General features: G+C 60.9%; 14 protein-coding genes. 1 reads left to right on the top strand and 13 read right to left on the bottom strand.

Features of this window, described 5'->3' with window-relative positions:
* Positions 1 to 149: 149 nt before the first annotated feature.
* Genes rpsQ through rpsJ form a run of 11 tightly spaced genes read right to left on the bottom strand, consistent with a single transcriptional unit; the run spans position 150 to position 5,520 of the window.
* Positions 150 to 461: a 30S ribosomal protein S17 gene (rpsQ, locus tag MU551_RS17130; protein ID WP_247046530.1), complete on the bottom strand. Its 312-nt coding sequence runs from the start codon at positions 459 to 461 to the stop codon at positions 150 to 152.
* Positions 458 to 793 (bottom strand): 50S ribosomal protein L29, encoded by a 336-nt coding sequence (rpmC, locus tag MU551_RS23370; RefSeq protein WP_281507255.1) that lies wholly within the window; start codon positions 791 to 793, stop codon positions 458 to 460. Before rpmC ends, rpsQ begins: the two co-directional genes overlap by 4 nt.
* Positions 794 to 795: 2 nt before the next feature.
* On the bottom strand, positions 796 to 1,212 hold the full coding sequence (gene rplP / locus MU551_RS17140) for a 50S ribosomal protein L16 (protein ID WP_003803795.1): 417 nt from the start codon (positions 1,210 to 1,212) through the stop codon (positions 796 to 798).
* Positions 1,213 to 2,049 (bottom strand): 30S ribosomal protein S3, encoded by an 837-nt coding sequence (rpsC, locus tag MU551_RS17145; RefSeq protein WP_247046531.1) that lies wholly within the window; start codon positions 2,047 to 2,049, stop codon positions 1,213 to 1,215. It abuts the gene before it with no gap.
* Positions 2,050 to 2,415: a 50S ribosomal protein L22 gene (gene rplV, locus MU551_RS17150; RefSeq protein WP_003803798.1), complete on the bottom strand. Its 366-nt coding sequence runs from the start codon at positions 2,413 to 2,415 to the stop codon at positions 2,050 to 2,052.
* 38 nt (positions 2,416 to 2,453) lie between these two features.
* Entirely contained in the window at positions 2,454 to 2,735 is a 282-nt protein-coding gene (gene rpsS / locus MU551_RS17155; RefSeq protein ID WP_018773666.1) for a 30S ribosomal protein S19, read from the bottom strand.
* A 12-nt stretch (positions 2,736 to 2,747) separates the two neighbouring features.
* A complete protein-coding gene (gene rplB / locus MU551_RS17160; protein ID WP_247046532.1) occupies positions 2,748 to 3,587 on the bottom strand; it encodes a 50S ribosomal protein L2 in 840 nt (279 codons plus the stop codon).
* A gap of 29 nt (positions 3,588 to 3,616) precedes the next feature.
* Positions 3,617 to 3,922, bottom strand: a complete 306-nt coding sequence (rplW, locus tag MU551_RS17165) for a 50S ribosomal protein L23 (RefSeq protein ID WP_011692807.1) — start codon at positions 3,920 to 3,922, stop codon at positions 3,617 to 3,619.
* Positions 3,919 to 4,539 carry a 50S ribosomal protein L4 gene (gene rplD, locus MU551_RS17170; protein ID WP_247046533.1) on the bottom strand — a complete coding sequence of 207 codons (621 nt, stop codon included), beginning with the start codon at positions 4,537 to 4,539 and terminating at the stop codon, positions 3,919 to 3,921. Before rplD ends, rplW begins: the two co-directional genes overlap by 4 nt.
* A 4-nt stretch (positions 4,540 to 4,543) precedes the next feature.
* Positions 4,544 to 5,194 carry a 50S ribosomal protein L3 gene (gene rplC, locus MU551_RS17175; RefSeq protein ID WP_003803812.1) on the bottom strand — a complete coding sequence of 217 codons (651 nt, stop codon included), beginning with the start codon at positions 5,192 to 5,194 and terminating at the stop codon, positions 4,544 to 4,546.
* Between the two features lie 17 nt (positions 5,195 to 5,211).
* Positions 5,212 to 5,520 (bottom strand): 30S ribosomal protein S10, encoded by a 309-nt coding sequence (gene rpsJ / locus MU551_RS17180; RefSeq protein ID WP_038464699.1) that lies wholly within the window; start codon positions 5,518 to 5,520, stop codon positions 5,212 to 5,214.
* 430 nt (positions 5,521 to 5,950) lie between these two features.
* On the opposite strand from rpsJ, the gene MU551_RS17185 reads away from it, so the two are divergent.
* Positions 5,951 to 7,378: a GH1 family beta-glucosidase gene (locus MU551_RS17185; RefSeq protein WP_247046534.1), complete on the top strand. Its 1,428-nt coding sequence runs from the start codon at positions 5,951 to 5,953 to the stop codon at positions 7,376 to 7,378.
* 48 nt (positions 7,379 to 7,426) lie between these two features.
* Here MU551_RS17185 and MU551_RS23375 read toward each other — a convergent pair whose 3' ends face one another.
* Together MU551_RS23375 and MU551_RS17190 are read right to left on the bottom strand one after the other, a co-directional pair.
* The gene (locus tag MU551_RS23375; RefSeq protein WP_281507256.1) at positions 7,427 to 7,552 is read right to left on the bottom strand and encodes a hypothetical protein; all 126 of its coding nucleotides are present in this window, start codon (positions 7,550 to 7,552) and stop codon (positions 7,427 to 7,429) included.
* A gap of 29 nt (positions 7,553 to 7,581) precedes the next feature.
* A complete protein-coding gene (locus tag MU551_RS17190) occupies positions 7,582 to 11,979 on the bottom strand; it encodes a hypothetical protein (protein WP_247046535.1) in 4,398 nt (1,465 codons plus the stop codon).
* Between the last annotated feature and the right edge of the window lie 197 nt (positions 11,980 to 12,176).

The following is a 12,176-nucleotide window of genomic DNA, read 5'->3' on the forward strand; positions in this document are numbered from 1 at the left end:
TTGATGACAGCGCACGAACGGCGCCATACAAACTCAATATCCTAGCACAATTCTTCTGGGTCCCCATATCACATGGAGACGCGGAAACCCCCGCTCCCAAAGGGAACGGGGGTTTCCAATGCAGCTTCGCTTCAGCAAAGCCGATGGTGTTACTTGGCCTTTTCGAGGATCTCCACAAGCCGCCAGTTCTTAGTGGCGGACAGCGGGCGGGTCTCGGCGATGAGCACGAGATCGCCGATGCCGGCGATGTTCTGCTCGTCGTGAGCCTTGACCTTCGAGGTGCGGCGGATGACCTTGCCGTACAGGGCGTGCTTCACGCGGTCTTCAACCTGGACAACGATGGTCTTTTCCATCTTGTCCGAGACCACGTAGCCACGACGCGTCTTACGGTAACCGCGCTGCTCAGCCGTAGCTGCCGCAGCAGAAACAGTTTCCGTCACGTTCTCGTCCTTTTCACTCACTTGGCGTCCTCCTCGGTCTCAGCTTCGGCCGGCTTTTCAGCCTTCTCAGCCTTGGCTGCTGACTTCTTGGACTTCTTTTCTTCCTTGGCTTCCACAACCGGTGCGGCAACCTCGGCACGAATGCCCAGCTCGCGCTCACGGAGAACGGTGTAGATGCGAGCGATGTCCTTCTTTACCGCGCGCAGACGACCGTGGTTCTCCAGCTGACCGGTGGCGGACTGAAAACGCAGGTTGAACAGCTCTTCCTTGGACTTGCGGAGTTCTTCAACGAGACGCTCGTTGTCGAAACCGTCCAGCTGTGCGGGTGCGAGATCCTTCGACCCTACTGCCATTTCTATTCACCACCTTCGCGACGCACAATGCGTGCCTTCAACGGGAGCTTGTGGATTGCAAGGCGCAGGGCCTCGCGAGCTACCTCTTCATTGACACCGGAGAGTTCGAAGAGAACCCGGCCCGGCTTGACGTTTGCAACCCACCACTCCGGAGAACCCTTACCGGAACCCATACGGGTTTCAGCAGGCTTCTTCGTCAGCGGACGGTCCGGGTAGATGTTGATCCAGACCTTACCGCCACGCTTGATGTGGCGGGTCATTGCAATACGTGCGGATTCGATCTGACGGTTAGTGACGTATGCCGGGCTCAGAGCCTGGATGCCGTACTCACCGAAGGAGACCTTGGTGCCGCCCGTAGCAGCGCCGGAACGACCCGGGTGGTGCTGCTTACGGTGCTTGACTCGACGTGGGATAAGCATTTAAGCCTGTCCTCCTTCTACTGCAGCGGGTGCAGCCTCAACTGCCGGAGCGGCTTCAGCAGCAGGAGCTGCTTCGGCTGCCGGACGGTCGGTACGACGACGGCGGTCACCACGGTCAGCGCCACCCGGGCGGCCCGGACGGTCGCTGGCACCACGGCCACGGGACGGAGCAGCAGCTGCTTGCTGTGCCAGTTCCTTGGCGGTGACGTCACCCTTGTAGATCCAGACCTTCACGCCAATGCGGCCGAAGGTGGTCTTGGCCTCGTAGAAGCCATAGTCGATGTTCGCGCGGAGGGTGTGCAGGGGCACACGGCCTTCACGGTAGAACTCCGAGCGGGACATTTCTGCGCCACCCAAACGACCGGAGCAAGCGATACGGATACCCTTGGCACCGGCGCGCTGTGCTGACTGCATTGCCTTCTTCATCGCACGGCGGAAAGCCACACGGGAAGTCAGCTGCTCTGCAACACCCTGGGCAACAAGCTGGGCTTCCATCTCGGGGTTCTTGACCTCGAGGATGTTCAGCTGAACCTGCTTGCCGGTGAGCTTTTCGAGCTCGCCACGGATGCGGTCTGCCTCGGCGCCGCGGCGGCCGATAACGATGCCCGGACGTGCCGTGTGGATGTCCACGCGGACACGGTCGCGGGTGCGCTCGATCTCAACCTTGGCGATACCGGCGCGCTCCATGCCCGTGGACATGAGCTGGCGGATACGGATGTCTTCGCGAACGAAGTCCTTGTACCGCTGGCCGGCCTTGGTGCTGTCAGCGAACCAGTGCGATACGTGATCGGTGGTGATGCCGAGTCGGAACCCGTGCGGGTTTACTTTCTGTCCCACTTAGCGAGCCTCCTCTTTCTCCGGGGTAGCGACTACCACGGTGATGTGGCTGGTGCGCTTCTTGATCTGAAATGCACGACCCTGAGCACGCGGCTGGAACCGCTTCATGGTCGGGCCTTCATCAACAAACGCTTCGCTGATGATGAGGTCACCTTCGTCAAACGCCACGCCGTCGCGGTCCGCGAGGACCCGGGCGTTGGAGATTGCCGACTGTACTACCTTGAATACCGGCTCAGAAGCTGCCTGGGGGGCAAACTTCAGAATTGCCAGAGCCTCGTTCGCTTGCTTACCACGAACAAGGTTGACGACGCGCCGGGCCTTCATAGGCGTTACGCGGATGTGACGCGCAATTGCCTTGGCTTCCATTGCTTTCCTTCTCTCGTCTTTGACGTAAGTGCAGGCGCCTAGCGGCGCTTGCCCTTACGGTCGTCCTTGACATGGCCGCGGAATGTCCGCGTGGGAGCGAATTCGCCGAGCTTGTGCCCGACCATCGACTCGGTGACAAACACCGGAATGTGCTTGCGTCCGTCGTGCACGGCGATCGTGTGGCCGAGCATGTCGGGGACGATCATCGAGCGGCGGGACCAGGTCTTGATGACGTTCTTGGTGCCCTTTTCGTTTTCCCTGGCTACCTTTACAAAGAGGTGCTGGTCAACGAAAGGACCTTTTTTCAGGCTGCGTGGCATGTGTCCAGGCTCCTATCGCTTGTTCTTGCCAGTACGACGGCGACGAACAATAAGCTTGTCGCTCTCTTTGTTGGGGCGGCGGGTACGGCCTTCAGGCTTACCGTTCGGGTTGACCGGGTGTCGTCCACCGGAGGTCTTACCTTCACCACCACCGTGCGGGTGGTCAACCGGGTTCATGGCTACACCACGGACGGTCGGGCGGACGCCCTTCCAGCGCATACGGCCGGCCTTGCCCCAGTTGATGTTCGACTGCTCAGCGTTACCAACTTCACCGACGGTTGCGCGGCAGCGCACATCGACGTTGCGGATTTCGCCGGAGGGCAGACGCAGCTGGGCGAAACGGCCTTCCTTAGCGACGAGCTGTACAGAGGCGCCAGCGGAGCGGGCCATCTTGGCGCCACCACCCGGACGCAGTTCAACTGCGTGGATAACGGTACCCACCGGGATGTTGCGCAGGGGCAGGTTGTTGCCAGGCTTGATGTCAGCGTTGGCACCTGCCTCTACGAAGTCGCCCTGGGACAGCTTGTTCGGCGCGATGATGTAACGCTTGGTGCCATCAACGTAGTGCAGGAGGGCGATGCGAGCCGTGCGGTTCGGATCGTACTCGATTTCGGCAACGCGGGCGTTGACGCCGTCCTTGTCGTGGCGACGGAAGTCGATCAGACGGTACTGGCGCTTGTGTCCACCACCCTTGTGACGGGTCGTGATCTTACCGGAGTTGTTACGGCCACCCTTTTTGGGCAACGGACGTACCAACGACTTTTCCGGCGTCGACCGCGTGATTTCAGTGAAGTCCGCTACGCTCGAGCCGCGACGGCCCGGGGTAGTCGGCTTATATTTACGGATTCCCATAATTCATTTCCTCGTTAAAGTGGTCTCCGCTACGCGAGCGGACCGCCGAAGATGTCGATAGTGCCTTCTTTAAGGGTGACAATCGCACGCTTGGTGTTCTTGCGGGTACCCCATCCGAATTTGGTCCGCTTGCGCTTACCGGCACGGTTGATGGTGTTGATCGATTCGACCTTGACGGAGAAGATTTTCTCCACGGCCAGCTTGATCTCGGTCTTGTTCGAGCGGGGGTCCACCAGGAAGGTGTACTTGCCCTCATCGATCAGGCCGTAGCTTTTTTCCGACACGACAGGTGCAAGCACGACGTCGCGGGGGTCTTTGATGGTGGCTGCACTCACTTGGCATCCTCCTCGTTCTTTGCAGCCTTGTCAGCAACGAATGCTTCGTAGGCAGCCTTGGTGAAGACTACGTCGTCAGAAACGAGAACGTCATAGGTGTTCAGCTGGTCTGCGTACAGAACGTGAACTTCCTCGAGGTTGCGCACGGACAGTGCTGCAACATCGTTGGCGCGCTCAATGACAACGAGCAGGTTCTTGCGCTCGGAAACGCCGCGCAGTGTTGCCAGTGCTTCTTTGGCAGACGGCTTGGTGCCGGCAACCAGTTCAGCAACAACGTGGATGCGTCCGTTGCGGGCGCGGTCAGACAACGCGCCGCGCAGTGCAGCAGCAATCATCTTCTTGGGGGTCCGCTGGCTGTAGTCACGCGGTGTGGGGCCGTGAACAACGCCACCACCGGTCATGTGAGGAGCACGGATTGAACCCTGACGGGCGCGGCCGGTGCCCTTCTGCTTGAACGGCTTGCGACCTGCACCGGAAACTTCGGCGCGGGTCTTGGTCTTGTGGGTACCCTGGCGAGCAGCAGCGAGCTGTGCAACGACGACCTGGTGCAGCAAGGGCACGTTGGTCTGAACGTCGAAGATCTCTGCAGGCAGGTCAACCTTGACAGTGCTAGTCATTGAACTAGGCTCCCTTCACGGCAGTGCGTACGAGTACGACCTGGCCGCGGGCACCGGGAACGGCGCCCTTGATCAGGAGCAGCGACTTCTCGACGTCAACCGCGTGAACGGTGAGGTTCAGCGTGGTGTGACGGACGGCGCCCATGCGGCCGGCCATTTTCATGCCCTTGAAGACGCGGCTCGGGGTGGATGCGCCACCGATTGAACCGGGCTTACGGTGGTTCTTGTGTGCACCGTGGGAAGCTCCAACGCCGTGGAAGCCGTGACGCTTCATAACACCGGCGAAGCCCTTACCCTTGGTGGTGCCAACGACGTCGATCTTCTGGCCGGCTTCGAAGAGCTCAACTGAAAGCTCCTGGCCCAGCTCGTAAGAGTCAGCATCTGCAGTGCGCAGTTCGACGACGTGACGGCGAGGCGTGACGCCTGCCTTTTCAAAGTGACCAGCCAGGGGCTTGGTGACCTTGCGGGGGTCGATCTGGCCGTAGCCGATCTGAACGGCGACGTAGCCATCAGTCTCTGCGTTACGCAGCTGAGTGATGACGTTCGAGTCAGCCTGGACCACAGTTACGGGGATGAGCTTGTTGTTCTCGTCCCAGACCTGGGTCATGCCGAGCTTCGTGCCCAGCAGGCCCTTTACGTTACGGGTTGCGGTCATAGTCTCTCAGCACCTCCCTACAGCTTGATTTCGATGTTCACGTCGGCAGGCAGGTCGAGACGCATAAGCGAGTCAACGGCCTTCGGCGTGGGATCGATGATGTCGATCAGACGCTTGTGAGTACGCATTTCGAAGTGCTCACGGCTGTCCTTGTACTTGTGCGGAGAGCGGATTACGCAGTAAATGTTCTTCTCCGTCGGAAGCGGCACAGGGCCAACAACCGTTGCGCCTGCGCGCGTGACCGTCTCAACGATCTTCCGTGCTGAAACGTCAATGACCTCGTGATCATATGACTTCAGCCGGATGCGGATTTTTTGTCCCGCCATGTCGCCTGACTCTCTTTCAGTCTGTAGCTTCCCCCGAATTAGGGCTGCCCTGTTTACTTTCGTGTTGCATGTGGCTGCCGAAGCATTTGAAGTCGTAACTACCACCCGCCGCACAAGCTGAATCCGGACGTTTCCGGGTTCCTCAACCTGCCGACGTAACCGACCCCCGCGGTCGGGCGTGTCGCGCTTCTTACGCGCAGCAGCCCGCAGTTCCATGGGGAGTGGGTTATGTTTGGTCTTCCACTTGGACCCTGACATCCGGCATTATCCGGATCGGGACGCGAAGAAGCGCTTGAACAACTCATCTAGTATGCCGGATTTTATCCACAGAAGCGAATCAGTCAGCACACAGCCCCGGGAGGACCCCTCGCTCCTGATTGTCGCAGGGCCGGTTATTGCCTTCAGCAACTGCCGATTGGAAGATAAGGGCATGACTGTGCAGGATTCTGTGTCTGTTCAAAGTCTGGCCAGCCGGCTGCCCCCCGGCTTTACGCTGGGCGTGGCCACGGCCTCCTTTCAGATCGAGGGCGCCCTCAATGCCGACGGACGGGGGCCGTCCGGCTGGGATGCATTTGCAGAGAAACCCGGTGCCATTCTGGACGGACATTCGCCTGCTGTTGCCTGCGACCACTACAACCGTTCTGCCGAAGATGTAGCGCTGATGCGGGATCTGGGGGTCGATTCTTACCGTTTCTCCCTTTCCTGGCCGCGCATCCAGCCTGACGGCACCGGGCCTTTCAACAGCCAGGGCCTTGATTTTTACGACCGCCTCATTGACCAACTGCTCGACGCCGGCATCTCTCCCATGGCCACCCTTTACCACTGGGACACTCCCCTGCCGTTGGAGCACCAGGGCGGTTGGATGAACCGCAATACCGCGGAGCGGTTCGCCGAGTACAGCACGGCCGCCGCGGAGCGGTTCGGTGACCGGGTCGCCCAGTGGGTAACCCTCAACGAGCCCGTCTCGGTGACCCTTAACGGCTACGCCCTCGGTGTTCATGCACCCGGCCGGGACCTGCTGTTCAACGCGCTGCCCTCCATCCACCACCAACTCCTGGGCCATGGTCTTGCAGTACAGGCTCTCAGGGCCGCCGGAGTCAAAGGCGGCGTGGGCGTCACCAACCTCCACTCCCCCGTGCGCCCTTCGACCTCCAAGCCGGGTGACAGGCTCGTGGCCAAGGTGTTCGACACGCTGATGAACCGGATCTACGCAGATCCGGTCCTGCTGGGGACATACCCGAAGCTGCCCCTCGCGGCCCGGCCATGGTTGCGCTCCATGGGGAAAATTTCCGACGCCGACCTCCGCACCATCCATCAGCCCTTGGATTTCTACGGCCTCAACTACTATTACCCGGTCAAGGTCGCCTTGGGCCGTGGAGCGGTCAGGCTGCCGGCAACTGCCGGCGCCGTCGCCCGCCTGCCCTTTCACGAGGTGGGCTACCCGGAGTACGGCACAACTGGATTCGGCTGGCCTGTGGCGCCGGAGCACCTCGGTGTCCTGCTGCGGGAACTCAAAGACAGATATGGGGCAGCGCTGCCGCCTGTTTTCGTGACGGAGAGCGGTGCGAGTTTTCCTGAACCTGATCATGTGTCAGGTCCCATCGACGACGCCGACAGGATCAGTTACCTCTCCGGTCATCTCGCGCATGCCCTGGATGCGACGGCGCCCGGCGGAATCGCGGAGGACGTGGAACTGCTGGGGTACTACGTTTGGACGCTGCTCGACAACTTCGAGTGGGCCGCCGGATACTCCCAGCGGTTCGGTCTGGTCCACGTTGATTTTGACACCCTGGAGCGTACCCCCAAGGAGTCCTTCTACTGGCTGCAGGCTCTCAGCAGAGCGCGTCGAAGCTCATAACTGAACCGGGCAGCCAGCGCCCAGGACAGCTTCACCTTAAGTGGTGGGCTACTTGTCCTTGTTTGCCCTGTTGATGCGTTTTGCGCGCTCAATCTCTTGGCGGAAGTGGTTCTTCGCCCAAAAGACTCCAGCTACAACAACTACAGCTATCACCAGGAATATCAGCCAACCCATGCCGGCTCCTCTCATCGAAACCAACACTATCAGGGGCCACCGACAGGTCCTTCGCCGTTTGGCGCCCGGTCTGGAGCTCCGGACGCGCCCGAAGAATCAGCAGCGGCTGGTTTCGTTCGGTTCAGCCGCCACACCGCAAAGATGATGAGGGCGACAGCCATGAGCGCCAGTAGAGCGAAGGTGTACTGACGCATGGCCCACATCAGGCATAGCGTGACGCCGGCCGCTCCCCACCAGACGAACAGGGGTTCGTTGCGCGCAGCACCCACAAGCAGCAGGATTGCCAGAAGTACCAGCACCCAGAGTTGCTGACTTTGCGTCCCTCCAAACACTATGGCTATTCCGCTCGCCGACAAGAGGGCCGCACCCGCGCCCAGGATTACTCGGCCCGGCAGGCTTTGGCCGGCCGCGAACCTCAACGCAGCGAGCAGTGCGGCCAGAATCACGAACCACTGGGCCGCCCAGAACGGATCCGGACCCTGAGCCGGCCAACCAATGAAGAGTACTGCCCGCTGGACGGAAGCGGTCACTGCAAGGGCACCCAGTTCCGCCGTCAGCCGCCGGATCCTGGTAGGCGCCTCCAGCCAGCAGGCCAGGGACACAGCTGTCACCAGGACGGCCGCGGTTCCCGCAGTTGCATCTTCCGCAAGCCCCATTGCTGCTACAAAGGCCAGGCCAACGATTCCTCCCCCAGCCAATGACCAACGCCTCAGGGGGTCGGTTGCGAGCTGCGCCTGATTGGCCCACCTTCCGAGGTACAGGATTGCAGCCGAAAGTCCGCATCCTGCCAACCACGGAAGATAGCTTCCCCAGGGGTCGTCCCCGACAGAAACGATGTCGAGGGCAGCCAGGCTGGCACCCGCCAGCGCGGCCAGCACTGCCGGCGGGTACAAGGCCCCGATCCGTTCAAGATGCGAGGCCACAAAACAGACAACGGAAACAACCAGGATAGACACGCCCGCAATCCAATCTGCAGCCAGCGGAGAAACCGCACAAGCTGTCACCGCTGCAGCGCCGGAGGCTGCCAGCCAAAGACGGTCTTCGATATCCGGGATCGCCCGGCGGCTGTAAGTGGCCCCAATTCGACTGGTCTCACCAGAGGGAAGATGCCGGCGTCGAACGAAAATCCCGAAAGCAGCACCTGCAATTGAGAGAGCGAGCAGCACCAGGGCGACCCCGTCATGGCTCAGTACGGGAGCAGCCAGAAAAACCGCCTGCTGTTCCGGCCCTGCTCCTGAGCGAAGCAGCGGTCCGAGAGCTACGATACCGAACACAGCAGCGTAGACACTCAGATACACAGCGCCACGGGCAGCAAAGGATCGGCTGGCAGTGACCGCCGAGGCCAGAAGCAGCACCAATTCCAGGAGAACCACCCAGCGCAGGCTTCCAGCCTCAGCCCCGGAGGAAAGCCGTCCCAGGAGAATCTCTTGAATCGGCAGGACTGCCTGAACAGCCAGGGTCCCCCAAACGGCAGCCTGCTGGTAAGAGATCTCCGCCAGTCGGTTCCGCATCAGCCATCGAATCCCATGCTGGGCGGCGAGAACGACGGCGAGTGACACCGCCACCGCCGAAGCAGAACCTGTGACGTCGTGAATCAGTACGACGACCAACGCAGCGGACAATACGCGCACACCGAGGAAATAGGCACCCTTGGTCCGGTTTCCTTGGATCGCCATAACCATGGCGAGGCCGTAGACCGTGAAGATTGCCAGCACGAGTTCAACATCCAGGATTTTATCGCCGCGGATGACAAGCAGAAAGGCGAAAACCGACGGAGCGAGGGATGCTGCCGGCACGTTCCCTCGAAGTACAAATCCTGAACTGGCGGCACTCAGCGCGAGCACCACGGCACACAGGGTACCCGGCCAGCCCATGCCGGAATTGTCCATTGACGATCCCAGCAGCAGCACGGCCATGGCTTGCAGCCCCAAGACCACGGCGACGTCTCCAACCATAGCCCCATGGCTGGGTACCCGCTCGACGGATAAGTGCCAAGCTGCCAATGGAAAAACCAGTTGAGCACCCAGCACAAGGACAGCCACGAGGGACGGGGTGAAACTTTCACCCGCGAAAACCAAAGGCCCTGCCGCATCCGTGATCTGTTGAAAAACAGTCAGGCCGAGGACAGTCAACATGCCGCGCGCCATCCACCAGTAGGTCCAGCGATGGCGAACGGTGGACAGCCTGGCACCAGATGCAGTCAGATAGGCGGCCGTCAGCAGAAGCGCGATGTTTCCCGCGGCCAGGGACACCTGGCTAAAGGCCAGCGGCACAAGAATCAGGGAAGCTACCAATGGCAGGAGCTCGCCTACCGTGGGAATCCACCGCCCCTGGCTTCGGCCATCTGCATGATCTCCCGATAAGCGTCCGTTCAACAACAGGAGCCAGCCGATGACAAAGGCAGCGCCAAGTTGGACGAGGAGTGTCGTGGCTGTCAGGGCCTTGCCCGGAGTCTCGTCGAAAGACGGCATCGCGATAATAGCGAGCAACCCGGCAATCGCACTGCCTGCAAGCGTGGAGCCAGGGGAAAGTGTGCGAATACCCACTTTGAGCAATCCGGCGGAGACCAGTTGCTGCATCACCAGAGCAAGAATGAAGGCCAGCAGAGCTCCCACGATGCGCTGGGCTGACTCCCCCATCACCTCGAACACTACGAGCGGGACAGCCAGCGTGCTTGCGACGCGGGCGGCGAGTACAAAGTAGCCGCGCCCGGGTCCAGGCAGCACCGCCCGTAACAGCCAGAACAGGACGGCGAGAATGAGGAAGACAACCAATTGCCGCTCTCCCAGGACGTGACTCACAGATGCGGCAGCCACGATCGTGGCCACAGGCATCCATTCGGCTACTCCCAGCAGTCGGGTCGCCAGTGCCATGCCGATCAGAAGTGTAGCCAGCAGGGGAAGCCAGACGGGCAGACCAGATGGGCGGTAACCTGCTTCAAACCCGGTCCAAATCACCCAAACCCACGAGCCAATGAGCTGGACCGTGAAAGTCGCTGCTACGTCCAGGTTCCAACGATTGGTGCCCCCGCCGAACCACCGTGCCACGCGCTGCCGGGAAAATCCCAGGACCAGTGCCTGTACTGCCAGCAAGGCGGAAATCGCCAAAGCCATCGAGGAAGGACGATCCGTCAACTCCCAGACGGCTGCTGCGCCCGCTACCGTGAGCGCTGCCCGCGCACCATAGAAATTCAGAAGCCTGAAGCGGCCCGGGACGGCAGCCACGACGGCGAGATACAGACCGCAGAGAAACATCACCAGGGCGTATTCGGCCTTGGTGACAAGGAGCGGCACCAGAGTGACGGAAACTGCAACCGCCGGAACCACCAGGGGGTGCAGCTGGATCAAAGGTTTCACATACAGCGGCGGAAGCCACCGTGGGCGAAGCGCGGTCAAGAGCGTCAGGAGCACCGCCAGGCCAATCATCGCGGTGAAATACCAGACCAATGCACCGCCTAAAACAGATACTCCTGACCAGGTGCTGGAGACCACAAACGTCAAAGACAAATACGCCAGAACACGGCTTTCCAACCGCACCGCGGCAAACGAGTAGGCGGCCAGGCCGAGCAACGACGTGGTCAGCCAGGCAATGGGCCCGTCCTGCAGCGCAAAGTTGTACAGGGCCAGGCCCACCACCGGGATAAGCGCAAGACCAGTTCCAGCAAAAGCCACGGCGGCAGGGCGCAGGCGCGGGACCCTTCGGTGGAGCACAAATCCTGCAGTGTAGAAAAGTGCCGTGATGCCGCAGACCCCTACAAACTTCAGAAGGGTCGGCAGATTCGTCCCCAGGAACAATGCGCCGGCGGCAACAAGGAGAAGACTGGCCATGTACAGGGTGATGTTGATGTTTTGGCGGTCGCGCTTCTCCTTGCGGGCACGCCGTTCCCCCTCGGTCTCCTGGGGAGTCGGCCAGGCCGGCGGAGGCGGCGCAAACCCCTGTCGCGACCAAGCCTGCCCGGAGGACGCAGACACAATTGCGGGTGAGGGCAGATCCATGGACGGCGGCACGGCCGCCGTCGGCTGTCGATCAGAACCAGCCAGAGGGATCCATTGACGTTCCTGCTCGCTCACGAAGGGACTGCCTGCGTGGGGGGAATCGGTGGGGTTGATCGTTTCCGGCTGGAAGATGAAGCCGTCTTCTGCCAGGTCCCGCCGTGCCCGCTCCGGCGCAGGCGATACCTGAAGTGGACCAGATGTTGTCGGTGGAGCTGGCGCTGGGGCTGTAGCGTCCCGCCAACCCTGGAGATGCCCGGCTTGGAACCCTGCTTGGAAGGATCTGTCTCGGGGAACATCAGTCTGTTGAGGCTGTTGCCGGTGCCCTGCCCCGGCAGTAGTCTTGTTGCCGGCTTTTCGTCCCCACAGGAAACCAATCAGCAGAAACAATCCGCCTATCAGGAAGAATTCGATGATCTGGTAAGCCATCGACATGATGGGACCTTCCACTGGGCATTCCGGGGAACTTGAACAGATTGACTGCAGGTGTTCTCTACGAGCAGTAATAAGTCCATTGAATTGTCCAGGTCCTTGGCTTCCTCGGACCGTACGACGTCCAAAGCCCTGTCCGGCCTTCCCAGGCCCCGCTCACAATCTGCCATCACCGGAAGATGCACGTTAGAACCACTGAT

Source organism: Arthrobacter rhizosphaerae (assembly GCF_023062595.1).
Taxonomy (GTDB): Bacteria; Actinomycetota; Actinomycetes; order Actinomycetales; family Micrococcaceae; genus Arthrobacter; species Arthrobacter rhizosphaerae.